The following is an 18,831-nucleotide window of genomic DNA, read 5'->3' on the forward strand; positions in this document are numbered from 1 at the left end:
ATCGAAAGCGAGTGGTTGAAGGCACACCTTTGGTATCGACACGGGCGGGTCGAAAATAGAGCCGAAGCTGTCAACTGGTAGTAGCTTTTATCGACTTTTGCGCTTACCCGGGAAATGGCGAGTGTATTTCCCATAGCGATCACAGCTAATAGAAATAGGTTTGAGACGTGGATGCAAGTCCAAGCAACTCTACCCTTCTCTCATATATTGAATGCAGAGGAGGTGATAGAGAGAATGAACAAAGCTGTAATCTTGCAAACATTCCCTAGGCTGTCGCTCTATTCCGACGAGAACTTCAGAGGACGGGTTCGCGTGCTGCGCGGCAACTTGGGAATCCGGAATCTCGACGGCCGGTTTGATGTGGAGAGCCTTCGTTTTTTCTCTACAAGCTTCAACGCGACTCTGGTCTTATTCTCGCGCCGTAATTTCCAAGGCGCGTTTCGCGTATTCCGAGGCAATCGCAGTATTGCGGATCTGGACGATATCATTGCAGGCAACGATGCGAATTCTCTTATTTCTTCGAACGTCCGCCTTACTTTGGCCCAGATTCGGGAGATTCGCAGAACGGGCAGACTACCAAGCGGGTTTAGAAGAATTTGAGAAGACTGGAGATACACGAAAAACGGCGCCGATCCCGCGCCGTTTTTTGGTCGTCATACGGATATTGCGGAGGCAATTTAATTGCATCCGGAATACTAGGGACACGCTGCGCCGATCGGGTAAACCATGAGATTGCCGGGATGCTTACTCGGAGTCGGCATTGCGCAGGTCGTCCAGCAGCTTGCTCATATCTTCCGGCAAAGGCGCACGCACTTCCATCCGTTCGCCTGTCCAAGGATGAACCCAGATCAGTCTCTCGCCGTGCAGCGCCTGCCGATGAATGTACCGGCGCGTTCCGCCATACATGCCGTCCCCGGCCAGCGGGTGGTGGATCGACGATAAATGAACGCGTATCTGATGGGTGCGTCCCGTCTCCAGCCTGAGACGGACAAGCGTATGGCCCGCGAAATATTCGACGACCTCGTACAACGTCACGGCCGGATCGCCCGTTTCGCTGACACGTCTGCGTGTGGAATGATGGCGGTCCTGGCCGATCGGTTTATCGATTTTCCCTTTCCGCTGCTCGAAGGCGCCTTCGGCCACCGCCATATAGATTCGTTCAATGGTTTTCTCGCGCATCGCCTTATCGAACTCGTAATGAGCCAGCTCGTTTTTGGCATAGAGGACAGGACCGGTCGTTTCTTTGTCCAACCGGTGGATATGCCTCACACGGCATTTTTGCCCGGATGCTTCATAGTAGGCGGCTACCGCATGGGCGAGTGTTCCGCGTTGTCCCTGTGTGCTCGGGTGCACTTCGACGCCGGCCGGCTTGTTCACGACCAGCGTAAAGTCGTCCTCGTACAAAATGTTCAAGTTGACCCAGTCGCCGGGAAAACCGGGAGATTCGCTGGGGAACAGCTTGATCCGAAGCAGCTGACCCTGCTTAATAATGCTGTTCGTAGCGGTTAATCGGCCGGCTACCTTGGCAGGGATCGGGAACGATTTCAAAATGACCCCAAGCGGAGCGGACGCCAGCGAATCCGGGAGCTTAAACTCCATCCATTCACCTTTGCGGCGGCCCGATTTCAGACTGACCGTTTGTTTCGGGGCCGGTTTGCCGCTTGGTCCCGGCCTGGTTAACGCGGCGGGGACGTCGCGCCGGTTTGTTCTCGCCTGGGCTTGCGGGTTCTCGTGACGTTGATTCGTTTTCCCCGCAGGAAGCTGTTTATGGGAACGGCTGTTTTTGGCAGCCGAGCTGGATTTGTCATAGGGATTCGCTTTTTTGGACCCCGGCTTTTGCCGGCCGCTCCGGCCGCCGCCTGGCGCCGGTTGTCTCGACCGCCGACCCGATTCTCTCACTTGCAACACCACCGCGTCTCATCTCTATTTTTCAATACGATTTATTTTACGATAAATCAAAGAGAAAGCAAAACGAAAATGAATAGGATGGTTTCTAATGTCCAAATTGATACATATTATTACCTATAATTACATTATATCTTGACTTGTAACTCGAGATTCCCTTATACTGAGAAGGTCAGATGGGAATAAGTGGGAGTGGTGCGGGTGTACACCGTAGAGGAAGTTGCCAAGTTATTGGATATGCATCCTAGAACGATTCGCAGATATATCCGGGAAGGCAAGCTGTCCGCAGGCAAGGTTGGCGGCGAATGGAGAATCCGGGAGGAGGAGCTTGAGATGTTCACAGGGCAGGCGGTGAAAGTGATTCACGAGTCGGCGAAACGGGATATTGAATCGTTTCTCAGCGAACATCAACCGGGGGAGGGGGAGAAATACCAGGTTTGCTCGGTCATCGATTGCAGCATTCGACAGGACGAAGCGGCGCGGATCGCGCAGCAATTGATCGTGTTCATGAACGAAGACAATCCGGCCCGAGGCAAGGCGAAGTTCCAATATTTTTATTTGGAGGAAGAGAAGAAAAGCCGGTTTGTCCTGTGGGGGAAGCCTTCATTTGTCGGCAGGCTGCTCACGGCGATTGGGGAGATGGCCGAGAAGTAAGATGAACGCGGAGCCGCTGCCAGCCGCGTATGATACGTATGAGGAGATGCCACGCGGCTCTTAATGAAGCCTTTTGTTCCTGTACAGAATAGATTTCGTCACGGATGCATGTCCGGATATGCTGATCCGGAGGCGGGAGGTGGACGTTGTATACAGGCTGCTTGCTTTGGATATTGACGGCACGTTGTTAACATTGGACAAAAGGATAACCGCCAAGACGCTGGAAGGTGTGAAGGAGGCGGTAGCGGCAGGCATTCAAGTCGTATTGTGTACAGGCCGCAGTTTGCGGCAAAGCTCCGACATTATCCGGCAGCTCGGCCTGGAAGGACCGGTTATTACCCATAACGGCGCGGTCACGTCGGAGATTGGGAGCAGAACCGTACTGGACCGGATGTCGTTTCCGGTGGAAGCCGTCGCCCCTTTCATTCACTATTGTCGCGGGCGCGAGATTCCTTTTCGAGTGTATACGGCATTCGATATGGTCGTGGAGCGGCCGTACAACGAAAATCTTAGGGACTATTCGATCCGGGAAGATGTTCTGGCGGAGCGCGAGCCGGTAGTAAAATTAAAAGTGGAGGACGATCGCAGAATAGGCGGATGGCAATCGATTGGGACAGCCTTAAGAAAAACGGTGAAAGATTATACGATGGACATCATGCATCCGAACGCAAACAAGGGCGAGGCGCTGGCGCGGTTGGCCCGGTCGATGGGGATCGGCCGGCGGGAGGTAGCGGCGATCGGGGATCAATATAACGATCTGAGTATGATTCAGTATGCCGGATTGGGCATCGCGATGGGGAACGCCCCTTGGCAGCTCAAACAGAGAGCGGACGCCGAGACGGCTTCCAACCAGGATGAAGGGGTATACAAAGCAATCGTCAAATATGTGCTGCGATAATTTCGCGGAAAGGCGGCCGCTGCAACGATGAAAAGGAAATATGCGAACCGTGCCGACTGGCCGCGGATTCTAAGCAAAAGATACGAGCAACAGCGGCTGGATCATGCCGGGTTTCACGGGTATATAACCTGGCTGTGGCTGGACCGGGTGAAGCAGCCCCTGGAGGTGGAGGTGCAGGGAGTCCGCCGCTGCGTGGCCGGCGACGGGTACGTATGGATGCAGTTGTTTCCGGACGGCGGGCGCCATACGCTCACGATCATGCTCGACCGCAAGCTGCAGGTGAGGCAGTGGTATTACGATGTTGCCAGGGAAGTCGGACTATCCCCGGACGGAATCCCTTATTGGGACGATATGTATTTGGATGTCGTCTGTTTTTCCCCCTACGAGCCCGATCTGATCGATCAGGACGATCTGGACGCTGCGTTGGAGGAAGGAGTGATATCGGAGGAGGACTACGAAGAAACCTGCCGGGAGGCCGAGGCTTTGCTGCAAAGCGTTAAGGACGGTACGAACCCGTTGATACGAGTCGGACTGGAGCAGGTGGAATCTATGGCCGCCGGACTAAAGTAAGCTGGAATAAAACAATGAGAGAGAGCAGAAGGATGCAAGGGATAATAAGCTGAACTACGCACATTACTTAATGTGATTAATTATTCATGATATTAATGTCATTAAATAAATGCACATCTTCGGCGGACGGAGGTTGTTCGGATGGCACAATATGACGGGTTTGCGATGCAGTACCGGGAAATTTTGAATAAAGGCGGAGCCGGCGGCCCGGAGCCCGCTTTCCGCTATATGGAGGAGCAGCTCGGATGGCTCGGGGATTTGGCCGGCAAGTCCATTTGCGACATCGGCTGCGGCCAGGGACAGCTTAGCATCCGATTGGCCGGCATGGGAGCGAACGTCACCGGTGTCGATTTAAGCGCTGAACAGTTGGCATATGCCGCAGCCGAAGACGCTTCCGGACAGATTGCCTGGGTGCGGGACGATGCGATGAGCTTGAGCAGCATCCAGGATGAATCGTTCGATTTCGCCGTTTCGAGCGTGATGCTGATGGACGTGCCCGATCACCGTGCAGTCTTCTCGGCCGCTTGGCGGATCTTGAAGCCGGGCGGTTATCTGATATGGGTGATCATGCACCCGTGCTTCCAGTCGCCGTTCAGCCATCCGATCGGGGACGGAGGGCGCAAGGTATCGGAGTACCGCGAACAGTTCTGGAAGTCGCAGGGCCGCGGGACGATCCGATCGACGTTGGGCGCCTATCATCGGCCTTTGTCGGTGTATATCAACGATTTTATGCAAGCAGGCTTCCGGCTGTTGCGAGTCGACGAACTGGACCGGCTGGAGCCGACGGTCGACGTGCTGCCCGGACATTTCGCCGCTGTCGGTCGGAAGATGGACGACGCCCGTTGACCGCATATTTGCCGCAAGAAAGCCTCGCTTGGATAAAGCGATGACAGCCCTGGATGCCCGGGGCTTTTTTGTCGTATATGCCCGGACAACCTGCTTATTGCCCATCAAATGAACAAAACGGATTGGATTTTGTCGAAAAGCTCCGCCGGTTATAGTACAATGGGACTAATTGCCACTAGGGATTTGGATACCGGTCGGGAGGGTTACGGGTTGAAAAGTTTACAGACTCGCATCGTGCTGTTTTTCTCTGTTTTAATGCTGATTGCAGGCAGTGTGCTGAGTTATACCGTGTACACGTCGTCAGCGGAGCTGATCAAGAAATCGCTCGGCGACCAGGCCAAGACCATCGCCGCGCAGGCTGCGGGCAAAATCGATACCGCCGCATTCCGCGCCATGCGGGCTGACTCCGATGCGTACAAGCAGCTCCGGCTGCTGCTGAACGACATGAAAGAAACGAACGGCTTGAAATATTTGTATACGATGACCGTCCGGGAGCAGAACGGGCAAATGGAATACGTCTATGCCGTCGACGGAGCGCCGCTTGATGCCAAGGAGGACGTGTCCGAATTCGGTCAAGTGGAGAAGGAGCCGTATGCGGAGCTCGCTCGGGCGTTCACGGAGAAGCAGGAGCAAGTCGGTGAGCTAACCAACGACGATTCGTATGGAGCGACCGTTACCGCTTACGTGCCTATTATCGATCCGGCGACGGGGGACATGCTCGGCGTCGTAGGGGCGGACTTTGACGCGACAGCGGTGTACGAGCGGCTGCAGGAAAACAGCCGGTATATGGTGTGGGTAACCGGGGTTATTTTACTTGCGGCGGTATTGGCGACCTGGCTGCTGGCCCGGATTCTGCTCGGTCCGCTCAAACGGCTGACCGCTGCTTCGAGGCTGGTGCAGGCCGGAGATTTGACCGTACGCGTCGAGACGTCGCGAAGCGACGAGATCGGAGTCCTCTCGCGGGCGTTCCAGCAGATGGTCGGCGAATTGTCCGCGATGATCCGCTCGATCAGGGATAACGCGGTCCGTCTCAACGAAGCGACGGTTCAGTTGAACGATCATACCGAGCGGACGAGCGAATCGGGAAGACGAATGACGCAAAGCATCCGCGAAGTCGCGTCGGGGGCCAGTGTGCAGGTGCAGCGGTCAGCGGAAACGGCCAAATCGGTGGAAGAGGTCAGCGACGGGGTACAGCGAATTGCGGAATCGAGTTCCGTAGCGGCGGAAGCGTCGCTTATCGCGGCCGATCAGGCCAGACTCGGCAATACCCGTGCGGAACGCGCCATGGAACAAATGACGTTTATTGCCGAAACCAGCGAATCAAACGTCGAGGATATGAAGCGGCTGGAGCAGCGAACGGCTGAGATCGGACAGATCGTGGTGGCGATCGCGGATATTTCCTCGCAAACGAACCTGCTTGCGCTGAACGCCGCGATCGAGGCGGCCCGGGCGGGAGAGCACGGCAGAGGGTTCGCCGTCGTAGCAGATCAGGTTCGCAAGCTGGCGTCGCAAGCCGAAGAGTCTTCCCGCCACATTTCGCAGCTGGTGGATACGATAGCCGAAGAGACGAGCCGCGTAGCGGGGTCGATCCGTGCCGGCTCCAAGGAAGTGCTGGACGGGCTGGAAGCCGTCCGGCAGGCGGACGTCGCTTTCCGCGCTATCCTGAGTGAAGTGGAGCGCGTAGCCGCGCAGGTGCAGGACGTGTCCGCGGTCTCTGAAGAAATCGCCGCAGGCTCGGAGCAGGTAAGCGCGGCGATCGACGAGATGGCCGTTATCTCCCAGGAGGCGGCCAAGCATTACCGCAGCGCCGCCGACTACTCGGAGACGCAGCAGTCTTCGATCGAGCAGTTGAAGCGATCGACCGGGTCGCTACAAGAGATGGCCGCCGAGTTGAACGTGACGATCCGCAAATTCAAAGTGTAAACCGATGGCATTCCCGGTTTGCAGACAATCATGGTAAGATGGAGAAGCTATTGGCGAATATGAACCGGAGCGCGCTCCGGACCGGGAGTGTAGAAAATTATGATTACCCGCATCGTGACCCCATCCGAAAGCGGCAAACGGCTGCACCGATATATAAGATCCTTGATGCCCAACTATCCGCTCGGCCAGATCTATAAGATGATCGATCAGGGCAAAGTGAAAGTAAACGGCAAACGGAAAAAAGATACATACGAGCTGACGGCCGGCGACGAGCTGACGATATGGATCGAGGAGGAAACGTTCAAGGAGGCCGCGATCGGAGCGGTCGATAAAAAAGTGAAATTCGCCGGCGTCATCTCGAAGATCGACGTTGTCTACGAGGATGCGGAGCTGCTGGTCGTGAACAAGCCGGCAGGACTGCTCACTCACCCCGATCAGACGGAACAAAAGGATACGTTGATCACCCGCGTTCACGCTTACCTGCACAAAAAGGAGGAGCTGGACAGCCGGATGTTCCTCCCCGCGACGGCGAACCGGCTGGACCGCAATACGAGCGGACTCGTGCTGGTCGGCAAGACGGCGGGGATGCTGCACCAGTTGAACGATTTGATCCGCAAGCGGGAACTGGACAAATTGTATATGACGGTCGTTGAAGGAACGGTTGCTGAAGGCGGTACGGTGGACGCCCGGCTGATCCGGGACGAGCGGGGCAACCGGACGAGGGTCGTGAAGGACGGAGCGGCTGCCGCCGGCAGCGGCCGGGAGCAGGAGGAGAAAGACGCGGTTACGCGCTACAAGCCGATCCAAGCCGGCAGAGGGTATACGTTGATCGAAGTCGAGCTGATCAGCGGCCGGACGCACCAGATCCGGACGCATATGCAAAGTATCGGCCATCCGCTGCTCGGAGACGTCAAGTACGGCGGCAAGCCGTTCGAGGATGTCCGCCATCAATTGCTGCATGCCTGGAAGATCGTCCTAGCGGACGGCCGGACATTTACGGCGCCGCTTCCGACGTTGTTCCGCTCGGTGCTCCGGAAGACCGGCATCGACTTCGATTTGTCGAAATAGAAAGCTTAGCTCAAGACTACTCCCCGATCACCGTTCAGGGGAGTTTTTTGGTTCCGTGGCCCCGTACCGATCCAGTGGGTTCGACGGCTATCGAATCGTGACGTGCTTATGGGCTGAAAAACGCTCTTTAGCCAGGCTAACGAATCCGTGCAACGATACCGGGCCAAAAGTGGAAAAAAACGATCCGATTTGCGGAAATAACAATACAAGAGTTCGTTACAAATGCAAACGTCCGGATTCAGCTCTAATAACGATGCCTAGGTTCGTTAGCCATTCCGCCGACAGAAGACAACATGATTTCAATAGCGGCAACTCCGGGTCGTACTTCAAGAGAATTCATCAGTTCAATCCATAGCGCTCAAACAAACCGACTATCCTTGCTGCCGACGCAGCGCAGCGGCTCCTGCCGGTGACCGTTCTTCGTACGCGCAGGTTTCATCCTGGAAGCGGGGAGGAGAGGTTGCATGGCTGACAACAGGGACCTGGATGACCTTGCTGATGACAATACGACCTGTATCGCCGAGCAAGCGGACTCAGCGGCCGTTATCCGGCTGTATCGAACCTTTTTCACCAAGTCCATGTAGATTCTTATAACGGAACGAAAGTTTGCAGCTGCCTTTACAAAAACCTCTGTTGAGCTTGAAAATCATTCGTTGACTGAATGGAAACCGCCCACTATAATGAGGTTGACTAACTTAGGAAATCGATTACTATACAAGGCTGGTAGCCTTTGATTCGTTACAAACCGAGTGTAACCGAGCACGTTTCGTTTAAAGGATGTGCGGGGGAGAGAGGGGATAACCGAGTATGGCGTCTATCGAGGATCTGCAGAAGTACGGGCTGAGCATCTACAATGTCAAAGATCAGTTGAGACAGTGGGTTTACGATCGCTCCGAAGCGGCGTTCAAGGCCGGCGACCGGGCGCGCGACGAGATCCGTACTACCCAGGAGCTGGAAGCAAGGCGCACGTTCATGCGGGAGAAATGGCTGGAGTCGGCCGGCGGGCTGCCGTCATCCGATCATCCGCTCAGCCCGGTCATCACCGGCACGGTAAACCGGGACGGCTACCGGATCGAGAAAATCATCTTTCAGTCCAGGCCGTCCACGTATGTGACATCGAATATGTATATCCCGGACGGTCTGAGCGGTCCGTCGGCCGCCGTGTTATTCCTGTGCGGACATTCCGACAACGGAAAGCAGTACGATACTTACCAGACCGTATGCCAGCGACTGGTCGCCGAAGGCTTGATCGTTTTCGCGATCGACCCGATCGGTCAAGGCGAGCGGTTGAGCTATTATGATCCGACAACCGGCAAAGCGGAGATCCGGCCCGGCACAAGCGATCACGAATATGCCGGAAGCCAGAGCATTCCGCTCGGAGACGGACTTGCCCGTTATTTTATCCACGACGCGATCCGTGCCGTCGATTATCTGTGTACCCGGCCCGAGGTCGATCCGGCCCGGATCGGGGTGACAGGCAATTCCGGCGGGGGACTGCAGACGAGTCTCGTCATGTTGTGCGAGCCGCGGATCGCGGCGGCGGCTCCAGGAACGTTTATTATGAACCGTTCCAGTTATTTGTACTCCGGCCAGGCGCAGGACGCGGAGCAAGTATGGCGCGGAATGAGCAAGCTCGGGTTCGATCATGAGGATCTGCTGCTCGCGATGGCGCCGCGTCCGGTGCTGGTACTTGCGGTTACTTCCGACTTTTTCCCGATCGAAGGAACCCGGCGTACGGTCGCCCGCACGAAACGTTTTTGGGAGATGTATGGCGCGAGCCACAGTCCGGGTATCGCCGAGGACCGGTCTACCCATGCGTATACGCGTCCGCTCGCCGATGCGGCGGCTGAGTTTTTCGCCAACCATCTGTCCGTGCCCGGAAGAGACACCCGCAAGGAGATCCGGATTGAACTGCTGGGCCAAGCGGAGCTGGACTGCACGAAATCCGGTCAAGTCCGCGGAGACTACGCCGATGCCCGCGCCGTATATGAAGAAAACGGAGCGCGGCTGGACGAGCTGGAACGCCGGCGGGCAGCGCTTTCCGAGGAGACGCTGAAAAGCGAGGCGCTCGGATGGTTGAAGGAACGTATATACGGAGGACGCGAGCGATGTGAGCTGAATCCCCGCTTCCTGAAGCTGAACAATGTGGAGAGCTTGGCTCCGGAAAGCTATTTGTGGTGGAGCCAGGAAGGCTTGTTCAATCATGGGGTAGCGTTCCGGGACGAGCGGTTCGACGGCAAGCCGCTGCCTGTATCGATCGGATTGTGGGAGCGGGGGACGACCGTCGCCAGCGAGAAGCTGTCCTGGATTAAGATGACATGCGCGAAGGGGAACATCGCCTTCGTCCTGGACGTGTCCGGCGACGGGATCTGCGCGCCAAGCCCGATCAGCCCGTACTCCATCTGGAACAGGTTCGGCACGCTGCATAAGCTGACCGCCGACTTGTTCTGGCTGGACGACAGTCTGGTCGCCGTCCGCGCCTATGACGTCATTCGGGCGCTGGATTTGGCGGAGCAACTGCCGGATGCGGCGGCGGAACGTGTGGAACTGTACGCTGAGGGACGTTATGCGTTGTATGCGGAGCTTGCCGCCGCACTCGACGAGCGAATAAGCGGGCTCCATATCGAGAACGGCCCGGAGAGCGTTGCCTCATGGGTCCGGTCGCGTCATTACGATCCGTTCGATTTATTAAGCACAATTTTGCCGGGAATGCTGCGCTACTTCGACTTGCCCGATTTGCGCCGCTGGCGGAACCGGTAGCGGCAGCATGAACCGCCATGTGAAAGAAGGAGAGAGGTCCGCGCAGCAGCGCCGGGCCTTTTTGCCATGCCGGGTCAGAGGAGGGCGCCCCGGTCTATCCCCGACAGAAGCAGCCTGCCGGAACCGTGTTCCGTTCGTTTGTCGAGTAGGCTATAATGATGGGTAGCAAAGGGGAGTGCTCATGTCACGTATTCGGTTAAGCGTATTGGATCTCGTTCCACTGATCGGAACGGAGGATGCGGCAGCGGCGCTTGGCGAGGCCGTCAAGCTTGCGCAGGCGGCGGAGAAGCTCGGTTATGCCCGCTACTGGCTGGCCGAGCATCACGATATGCAGTCGGTCGTCTCGTCAAGTCCGGAGGTGCTGCTGGCCCATGTCGGGGCAAGGACGGAACGTATCCGGCTCGGCTCGGGCGCCGTGCTGTTGCCTTATTACAAGCCTTACAAGGTGGCGGAATCGTTCCATATGCTGGCGTCGCTGTATCCGGGACGGATCGATCTGGGGATCGGACGCGCGCCGGGCGGCTCGGCTCACGTCTCACTGGCGCTTGGCGACAACTTCCTCGAAGGGGTCCGCCGCATGCCCGAATCGCTTGAAGCGCTCACTGCGCTGCTGGCGGACGATTACCGGATCGAAGGCGAGAAAGTATCGGCACAGCCGCTTCCTCCAGTACCGCCCGAGCTGTGGCTGCTGGGCACTAACGAGAAAAGCGCGCAGTTCGCTTCCAGGTTCGGTGCGGGATATGTATTCGGTCATTTTATGAGCGACCAGGACGGTGCGGCGATCGTACAAAGGTACCGCGAAGATTATCGTGCGTCCGGGCGGGATACGGAGCCGAAAGTTATCGTAGCGGTTCGGGTCGTCTGCGCGGAGACGGAGGAGAAAGCCGCAGCGTATGCGGAACAGGGGTTGGAGCAGCTGTTTGGCAAGTCCGGCGGCGGCCCGGCTGTGCAGCAGCCGTTCCCGGGACGGGCGCTCGTCGGATCGCCGGAGGGCGTAGCGGCGAAGCTAAGCGAGCTGAGCGAACTTTACGGGACGGATGAGTTCATGATCGTTACGCTGGCGCCGACTTATGAAGCGAGAATCCGCTCTTACGAGCTGCTGGCGGACAAGTTGCGAATCGGGACAAAGGAGGAGTAAGCATGGACAACAGAGCACTTCGGGAACTCGTGCGGGACAGCCGCAGCATCGTGTTTTTCGGAGGGGCGGGAACGTCGACGGAGAGCGGCATTCCGGATTTTCGCTCGTCCACCGGATTGTTCCGTACGGCGCACGGAACGTCGCATCCGCCGGAGGTGATGCTGAGCCGGGATTTTTTCGACCGGTATCCGTCTGAGTTTTACCGGTTTTACAAGGAGAAGATGATCCACAGGGCCGCCCTGCCTAACGACGGTCACAAAGCACTTGCCGATCTGGAAGCGGCAGGCAAGCTGAAGGCGCTCATTACGCAAAATATCGACGGACTGCACCAGCTGGCGGGCAGCCGCAACGTACTCGAGCTGCACGGCTCGGTTCACCGGAACTTCTGCACCGTATGCGAACAATCGTATACGCTCGGCGACCTGCTCGCCCTGGAAGGCCCGGTTCCGAAGTGCCTGAGCTGCGGAGGGACCGTGAAGCCGGACGTCGTTTTGTACCAGGAGCCGTTACATACAGGAGTCTTCAACCGGGCCGAGGAAGCGGTCTCTCAGGCGGATATGCTGATCGTCGCAGGCACCTCGCTAAGCGTATACCCTGCGGCGGGACTTATCCGATATTTTAGCGGGCGCACGCTGCTGCTGATCAACAAATCGGAGACGAAGTACGACAGCTTCGCCACGCATATCGTGAACGATTCGTTCTCGGCCGTGATGACCCGGCTGACGGAACCGGAACGGGGCTGAGCCGGAGACTCCCGGCGCTTTTACAATTTCCCACAATGTTTTAAGTTCATCTTAAGCAACGGATGATACGATGGGTTCGACGCCATTCGAAGCCGAAAGGAACAGCGCAAGCCCATGAGCAAAATTTTGATCGTAGACGACGACTTAGCGATACGCAAGCTGGTCAAAGCTTTTTTGCAAAAGGAAGGATTCGCGATCTTCGAAGCTTCCGACGGTCAGGAGGCGATGGACGTGCTCGGCAACGTCAAGATCGACCTGGTCGTGCTCGATATTATGATGCCGGTCATGGACGGCTGGGATTTTTGCCGCGATCTCAAGAAAACGATGGACCTGCCGGTCATTATCGTAACCGCCAAAGGCGACATCTCGGAAAGACTGAGAGGATTCCAGCTGGGAACCGACGATTATATGGTCAAGCCGTTCGACCCGATGGAGCTCGTCATGCGTGTCAAGGCGCTGCTGAAACGGTACCGGATCGAACATTCCGAGACGGCTCAGGTAGGCGATCTGACGATTGACCGGCGAACGTTCGAATTAACGGTGAACGGACACAGCTCGATGATTCCGCCCAAAGAATTCGAGCTGCTGTTCAAATTCGCGAGCAATCCCGGCCACATCTTCACCCGGGCCCAATTGATCGAACAAATATGGGGTGTCGATTACGAGGGCGATCCGCGCACCGTGGACGTTCACGTCAAAAGGCTGCGGGAGAGGCTGGAGCAGCAGCAATCGGAGAAGGTGTCGATCGTGACGATCCGCAACCTCGGCTACCGGCTTGAGGTGCTGCCGTGATCCGCACGCTGTACCTGCGCATCGCCATCGTCATTTTTATCGTCGTCTGGTGCAGTCTGGCCTTGTCGAGCCTGATGTTCTCGCATTATTTCCGTGTCCAGCTGAACGACCGGGTGGAGGAGCTGCTGCAAAACGCCGCCAAGCTGGTCGTCCGGCTTATCCAGGAAACCGAGCCGCAGCAGCTCGGCCAGACGGTCAGCATCGCCGGCAAGCTGAATCGCGGACAGGAGCTGCAGCTGTTCTCCGACTCGGACGAGCGGTTCTCCTCCGTACCCGGCGCTAAAACAAAATGTGTCATTCCCCCCGTCATCGTTAACGAAGTGTTAAACGGAGGGTCTTACAGCAGCTTCCAAGGGGAAGAGAGGGAGGACTGCCCGCAAGGCAGCGTGGGGACGGCGTTCGAGTACAGCGGCAAGCTCTACGCGCTGTTTGTCTCTCCGAGCGGACCGGCTCCGATCCGCCGCATCGAGTTTCTCGATTTCCGCAACTTGTCGACGATTTTGTTGATCAGTTCGTTTCTGATCGCACTGGCGGCGATTTATCTGGTCCGTCCGCTGAAGAAGATTACGAAGGCGACCCGCAAAATCGCCGGCGGCGATTTTAACGTCCAGTTGAATATCCGGCAAAAGGACGAGCTCGGCCAGCTCGCCTCCAGCATTACGCATATGGCCCAAGAGCTGAACAAGATGGAGAAAATGCGGCAGGAGTTCGTCTCCAACGTCTCCCACGACATTCAGACGCCGCTTACGTCGATCCGCGGGTTTTCCAAGCTGCTGCAGCAGGACGGACTGGATGCGCAAGATAAGATTGGCTACCTCAAGCTGATCGAGAGCGAGTCCGAACGGTTATCCCGCTTGAGCGAAAATTTGCTGAAGCTCGCCTCGCTCGATGCCGATCAGTATCCGCACCAGCCCAGGCCGCTGCAGTTGGACGAGCAATTGCGCCGATGCGTCGTAGCGACGGAGCCGCTCTGGTCGGCGAAACAGCTCGACATCGAGCTGGAGCTGCCGCCCGTCCGGTTATCGGCGGACGAAGATTCGCTCGGCCAGGTATGGACGAATCTGCTGCATAATGCGATCAAGTTTACGCCTTCCGGAGGGCAGATTACCGTCACTTTGCACGAGGACGAGAGGCAGGTGTCGGTAACGGTAGCCGATACCGGAATCGGGATCTCGCCCGAGGATCAGCAAAACATATTCCGCCGTTTCTATAAAGCCGACAGTTCCCGGCACAATTCCGGATGGAGCGGCAGCGGGCTCGGGCTTGCGATCGTTCAGAAAATCGTCGGGCTGCACAAAGGCAGGCTCACGCTCGTCAGCCAGCTGCACGAAGGAACGAGCATACGGATCGATTTCCCGAAAGAGAATAAAAAAAGTTTGTAGATGAAGCGTTCTTCGCAGTGAATACCCCTGCGTCAGCAGCCGCCTTTCCTTCTGTGTGAAGGAGGGGCGGCTTTTTTGGCATGTCGGGATCGCATAGAAGTATAAGTCTTCTTTATCTGGAATCGCCGTCCGACCGACCCTGGGGTTGCCGCACTCGCACTTTAAGCAACAATTTAGTTTATTTTCAGCTTGCATTAAGCCTCCGTTCACGGACAGGTCATATAGAAGGCCTATACTTCAAGTGCGAGTTCAAAAAGTCCGGTTTTCAGCACCGAGAAGATGGGATGAAGTTAGGAAATGAGGAGCGGAGCGTAGTGGGACCTACGTGAGCACCGGAAGTTCCGGCTGAATGCCATATTCGATGTCGAGCAGGCTTCTGGATCTGCTTCGTGATCTAAAGTGGACTTTTTGAACAACCTCTTCAAAGGGTAGGAGTAAGGGATACATAGAGACGAGAGGATGGAGATGGAATTGAACAACCAAAAAGGAACTACGATGAAGAAACGTTTTGCCGTGCTGATGGGGGCGGTCGTATTCGCGGCAGCGGGCGGCTTCGCCGGACCGCTGCACCCGGCCTATGCGGATACGGTGAAGATGGAGACGGTTTCGGTTTCGAATGAGGGTACGATTCGGGAGGTAGCCATGTCCAGCCAAACGGCGGGCCCGATCACTTACGCGGATCTGCTCGTACGGAAGCAGCTGTCCCAAATCGTCACGCTGGCGTCCGCGTATGCCGACTCGGAGATCGACTATAGCTCTTATCTGGAGTCGGTATACTCGGGAAAATCGCTTGCCGAAGCGGCCGGGGTTTCGCCGGGCGACCTGTATGACCAGCTGATGGCCTCCTACCGGCAAACCGTCGAGGCGGAAGTTACCGCCGGTTACTTGACCGGAACGGAAGGCGATCAGGCGGTCGAGGCTTTGTCGTCCGCCGTATCCGCTGCCGTATCCGGCAGTTGGGATCAGGATTCCCGATTGTCCGTTACGGATGCCGGCCAAGATCTCGTGCAGCTGCATGTGAACCGGATCGTGCCTAACGCCGCGATCTATATCGAAGGCTCGTCGGCCGGCTTGCTTCAGGCGGTGCAAGCGGGCCAAAGCTTGGCGGAAGCAACCGGCTTGAGCGCGGATTCGTTGTCCGCCCAGCTCGAGTCGCAGCTGTCCGCCGATCTGGACCAAGCCGTCCGGTCCGGCAAGCTGCGTGCGGAAGATGCCGAGGCGCGGAAGGCGGAAGGGGCGAAGGCGATCCGGGAAGCCGTATCGACCCCGGCCTACGACAGGACGAGCACCGTATGGATGGAACGGTTCGGCGAGCGGCTTCTCGCCCGTCAGCTCGACTCGGCGGAACGATTGGCCGCCGTCCTGTCGAGCAAGGATTACTCCGACGTCTTGGGGGCGCTGGAGCAAGGGAGCACGCTCGCGGAAGCTACCGGACTTTCGGATTCCGAGCTGTCGGAACAGTTGGGGGCCTCGATCCGTCAGGCGATCGATGTCGCTTGGCTTGACGGCAGCTTGTCCTGGCAAGCTGCGGACCAGTGGAAGGCGAAGGCGGACGAAGCGTTAAACCGGTTAATTCGCGGTGAAACGCCGGACGGGACGCTGCAGGCTGATGCAGCGATCGCTCTAGGAAGCACGCGGAATATCGTGAAGAACAGCGCCTCGTATGCCGGCCTCTCTTACGGGGAACTGAAGGAAGCGCTGGCCGCCGGTCAGACGCTCGTACAGGCAACCGGGTTAACCGAAGCCGAGCTGCTTGGCGCACTGCAAGCGGGAGCCGATCCTTACATCGCCGGTGCGGTGCAAAGCGGCAGATTGGACCGTTCCGTGGAGGAAGCGACCCGCGAGGAAGCTTATACGCACATCCGCGCTGCTGTTCATACGGCGGGATATGCAGGCAAAGTGGATGCCTCGCTGTACGGCAGCGAGCTGGCGAGCCGGGTGCTGGAGCAGACGGCGGAGGCGGTCGGAGCGGACGAAGCCGGGCTGCTTGAGGCGCTGTCGCGGGGTTATCCGCTATCGGCTGCCGCGCAATCGGATAAGGACAGTCTGATTTACAATCTGCTGCGCTCGGCTAATCAGGAGATTAACGGACTGGCCGCCGACGGTCGAATTACGACGGAAGGGAGCGCGCGGTTGAAAGCCGGGTATTCGTCCAGCCTGCTGGAGCTGCTGGCTTAATCGCGGAATTAACCGTCAGGGCCGTTCCCATTGCCGGAACGGCCTGCAATTTTACCTGGATTTAAGGTTTTGTTCATAAATGGTTCATATTCGGCGCCTATAATTCCTTCAGGCTGAACTAGTTGTCCCTACTGAGATGTAAGCGTATCCAGAAAAAGCCAGAAGGAGGAATTACCGCAATTACATACGGAAGTGCCGGCTGAACAGCCAACCTATACATTTCAAGTCCATAGAGTAGACGGGAAGGAAGATGGTCATGGCCATGAAACGCGGTGCGAAATGGGCGGTCGTTTTGGCGGTTGTCGTCGTTTGCGGAGGAGCGGGAACGTATTTTTTTGTCAGCACATCCGAACGGCCGAAAGTATCCGCCCAAACCCAAATATCCACCGTAAAAGTACAAAAAGGAAATATCCGGCTGTCCGTATCGGGGACGTCGCAGTTCCAGACGCAAAATTTGCAGAACATTACCGCCCCGGCGGACGGTACGATTTCGCTGCTTAATGTGACCAGGAGCCAGCCGGTCAAAAAAGGGGACATTCTGGTTGCCGTATCGAACCCGACGATTGAAGCGTCCTTGAAGGACGGCCAAACAAACCTGGCCAATCTGCAAAAGGAACTGGACGATTTAATCCGCCAGCAGCAAAATTTGCGCATCGTCGCGCCGAGCGAAGGCAAGCTGACACTGGGCGCCAACTTTGACGTCGGTTCGACGGTAAGCAAATCGATGAAGATCGGGACCGTCTCGGTCAACTCGATATTAACGGTGAAGCTGCCCTTCCCGATGGAAGAGGCGATCCAGTTTCAAGCCGGAGATGCGGTCGATTTGACGATTACCGGATTCTCACTTACGAAGACCGGAACGGTGAAGTCGGTCGGCAAGGAAATGAAGGCCGATGCGTCCGGCAACCGGATGGTCGATGTGGAAGTGACGGTGGACAACGACGGTACGATCGACGCCGGCATGGACGTATCCGGCAGCGTACTTTTGAACGGCAGAGAGATCAAGGCGAAAAGCACGGCGAAGCTGGAGCCGCAAAAAACGGTCGCTTTCCTGTCGGAGACGGCGGGAACGGTGTCGGAGCTGCGCTACAAGACGGGGGATACCGTCAAGGCGGGAGACGTGATCGCGGTCATCGTGAACGATTCCTTGAAAGATTCGATCGCTTCCAAGCAAGCCAGCCTGGAGAGACAGCAATTCACGGTTCAGGAAGCTCAGAAGCGGGTCGACGATCTGACCGTAAAAGCTCCGTTCGACGGCGTATTTTCTACCGATTTCGCCAATCAGCGGGCGAACGTGCTGGCCAAATTCCCGGTCGGAGCTGCCGTGAAATCGGGCGATCTGTTCGGGGGCGTGGCGAGCCTGGACGTCATGACGCTGCCGGTTCAGGTGGACGAATTGGATTTGACGAGCATCAAGCCGGGACTGAAGGTCGAGGTCAGCGTGGACGCCTTCTCCGGACGGAAGTTTGCCGGCGAGGTGCTTACGGTATCGACAGTCGGCACGACGACGAACGGCGTGACGTATTACGATGCCGTAGTCGGCGTAGAGAATAAAGACCAGCTGCTCAAGTACGGGATGACGGGTACCGCTGAAATTTTGATACAGGATAAGAAGGATGTGCTCACGCTGCCGCTCGAGGCGCTCCGGATGCAGCGCGGCGGCGCCAGCGTATCGGTCAAGAAAGCCGACGGCACGGTTGAGGAGAACGTTCCGATCAAGATCGGCATCCGCAGCAAGACCAGCGTAGAAGTGACCGAAGGGCTGCAGGAAGGCGACGAGGTCGTCGTGCCGACACGCCAGCGCACGCAGAACGGAACTCAGCAGCAGATCGACGCTTTGCGCCAGCAGTTCCAGGGCGGAGCGTTCCCGCAAGGCGGGGGCGGCGCCGGAGGCGGAGGCGTGATGATCCAGATTCCGCAAGGCGGCGGAGGCGGCGGATTCCAGGGCGGAGGCGGAGGAGGAGGCCGATAAGC

At 57.2% G+C, this 18,831-nt stretch carries 15 protein-coding genes; 14 read left to right on the forward strand and 1 reads right to left on the reverse strand.

All coding sequences use genetic code 11. From position 1 onward, the window contains the following. Positions 1–234: 234 nt before the first annotated feature. A complete protein-coding gene (locus IDH45_RS08830; RefSeq protein ID WP_190926654.1) occupies positions 235–600 on the forward strand; it encodes a hypothetical protein in 366 nt (121 codons plus the stop codon). 144 nt (positions 601–744) lie between these two features. Here the strand turns inward: IDH45_RS08830 and IDH45_RS08835 are convergent, their stop codons facing one another. Then, positions 745–1,899 (reverse strand): RluA family pseudouridine synthase, encoded by a 1,155-nt coding sequence (locus IDH45_RS08835; protein WP_317891176.1) that lies wholly within the window; start codon positions 1,897–1,899, stop codon positions 745–747. Between the two features lie 207 nt (positions 1,900–2,106). On the opposite strand from IDH45_RS08835, the gene IDH45_RS08840 reads away from it, so the two are divergent. The 13 genes from IDH45_RS08840 to IDH45_RS08900 all read left to right on the forward strand — a co-directional run bounded on the left by IDH45_RS08840 (position 2,107) and on the right by IDH45_RS08900 (position 18,829). Next, complete coding sequence (locus IDH45_RS08840; protein WP_190926656.1) at positions 2,107–2,559, forward strand: helix-turn-helix domain-containing protein; 453 nt, start codon at positions 2,107–2,109, stop codon at positions 2,557–2,559. A 139-nt stretch (positions 2,560–2,698) separates the two neighbouring features. Beyond that, positions 2,699–3,457 (forward strand): Cof-type HAD-IIB family hydrolase, encoded by a 759-nt coding sequence (locus IDH45_RS08845; RefSeq protein ID WP_190926658.1) that lies wholly within the window; start codon positions 2,699–2,701, stop codon positions 3,455–3,457. A gap of 27 nt (positions 3,458–3,484) precedes the next feature. Further along, positions 3,485–4,027, forward strand: coding sequence for a DUF402 domain-containing protein (locus IDH45_RS08850; RefSeq protein WP_190926659.1), 543 nt, complete (start codon positions 3,485–3,487; stop codon positions 4,025–4,027). Positions 4,028–4,168: 141 nt separating this feature from the next. Beyond that, positions 4,169–4,873, forward strand: coding sequence for a class I SAM-dependent methyltransferase (locus IDH45_RS08855; protein WP_190926662.1), 705 nt, complete (start codon positions 4,169–4,171; stop codon positions 4,871–4,873). Positions 4,874–5,083: 210 nt separating this feature from the next. After that, on the forward strand, positions 5,084–6,796 hold the full coding sequence (locus tag IDH45_RS08860) for a methyl-accepting chemotaxis protein (RefSeq protein WP_190926663.1): 1,713 nt from the start codon (positions 5,084–5,086) through the stop codon (positions 6,794–6,796). Positions 6,797–6,895: 99 nt separating this feature from the next. Continuing rightward, entirely contained in the window at positions 6,896–7,864 is a 969-nt protein-coding gene (locus tag IDH45_RS08865) for an RluA family pseudouridine synthase (protein WP_190926665.1), read from the forward strand. Between the two features lie 807 nt (positions 7,865–8,671). Then, positions 8,672–10,624, forward strand: coding sequence for an alpha/beta hydrolase family protein (locus IDH45_RS08870; RefSeq protein WP_190926667.1), 1,953 nt, complete (start codon positions 8,672–8,674; stop codon positions 10,622–10,624). A 181-nt stretch (positions 10,625–10,805) separates the two neighbouring features. After that, positions 10,806–11,762, forward strand: a complete 957-nt coding sequence (locus IDH45_RS08875) for an LLM class flavin-dependent oxidoreductase (RefSeq protein WP_190926669.1) — start codon at positions 10,806–10,808, stop codon at positions 11,760–11,762. A gap of 2 nt (positions 11,763–11,764) precedes the next feature. Beyond that, positions 11,765–12,505 carry an NAD-dependent protein deacylase gene (locus IDH45_RS08880; RefSeq protein ID WP_190926670.1) on the forward strand — a complete coding sequence of 247 codons (741 nt, stop codon included), beginning with the start codon at positions 11,765–11,767 and terminating at the stop codon, positions 12,503–12,505. Positions 12,506–12,619: 114 nt separating this feature from the next. Next, positions 12,620–13,297, forward strand: coding sequence for a response regulator transcription factor (locus IDH45_RS08885; RefSeq protein ID WP_190926672.1), 678 nt, complete (start codon positions 12,620–12,622; stop codon positions 13,295–13,297). After that, positions 13,294–14,679, forward strand: coding sequence for a sensor histidine kinase (locus IDH45_RS08890; RefSeq protein ID WP_190926674.1), 1,386 nt, complete (start codon positions 13,294–13,296; stop codon positions 14,677–14,679). Before IDH45_RS08885 ends, IDH45_RS08890 begins: the two co-directional genes overlap by 4 nt. Before the next feature lie 465 nt (positions 14,680–15,144). Next, positions 15,145–16,857, forward strand: a complete 1,713-nt coding sequence (locus IDH45_RS08895; protein ID WP_190926676.1) for a hypothetical protein — start codon at positions 15,145–15,147, stop codon at positions 16,855–16,857. A 256-nt stretch (positions 16,858–17,113) separates the two neighbouring features. Further along, positions 17,114–18,829, forward strand: a complete 1,716-nt coding sequence (locus IDH45_RS08900) for an efflux RND transporter periplasmic adaptor subunit (RefSeq protein WP_190926678.1) — start codon at positions 17,114–17,116, stop codon at positions 18,827–18,829. Positions 18,830–18,831: the final 2 nt, after the last annotated feature.

The organism is Paenibacillus oceani (assembly GCF_014705615.1).
Taxonomy (GTDB): Bacteria; Bacillota; Bacilli; order Paenibacillales; family NBRC-103111; genus Paenibacillus_AB; species Paenibacillus_AB oceani.

What these genes read in the sequence shown, in the direction of transcription:
- IDH45_RS08855 (WP_190926662.1), top strand. Translation starts at nt 4,169, where the DNA reads ATGGCACAATATGACGGGTTTGCGATGCAGTACCGGGAAATTTTGAAT.
- IDH45_RS08895 (WP_190926676.1), top strand. Translation starts at nt 15,145, where the DNA reads ATGGAATTGAACAACCAAAAAGGAACTACGATGAAGAAACGTTTTGCC.
- IDH45_RS08865 (WP_190926665.1), top strand. Translation starts at nt 6,896, where the DNA reads ATGATTACCCGCATCGTGACCCCATCCGAAAGCGGCAAACGGCTGCAC.
- IDH45_RS08850 (WP_190926659.1), top strand. Translation starts at nt 3,485, where the DNA reads ATGAAAAGGAAATATGCGAACCGTGCCGACTGGCCGCGGATTCTAAGC.
- IDH45_RS08870 (WP_190926667.1), top strand. Translation starts at nt 8,672, where the DNA reads ATGGCGTCTATCGAGGATCTGCAGAAGTACGGGCTGAGCATCTACAAT.
- IDH45_RS08875 (WP_190926669.1), top strand. Translation starts at nt 10,806, where the DNA reads ATGTCACGTATTCGGTTAAGCGTATTGGATCTCGTTCCACTGATCGGA.
- IDH45_RS08830 (WP_190926654.1), top strand. Translation starts at nt 235, where the DNA reads ATGAACAAAGCTGTAATCTTGCAAACATTCCCTAGGCTGTCGCTCTAT.
- IDH45_RS08885 (WP_190926672.1), top strand. Translation starts at nt 12,620, where the DNA reads ATGAGCAAAATTTTGATCGTAGACGACGACTTAGCGATACGCAAGCTG.
- IDH45_RS08880 (WP_190926670.1), top strand. Translation starts at nt 11,765, where the DNA reads ATGGACAACAGAGCACTTCGGGAACTCGTGCGGGACAGCCGCAGCATC.
- IDH45_RS08900 (WP_190926678.1), top strand. Translation starts at nt 17,114, where the DNA reads ATGGCCATGAAACGCGGTGCGAAATGGGCGGTCGTTTTGGCGGTTGTC.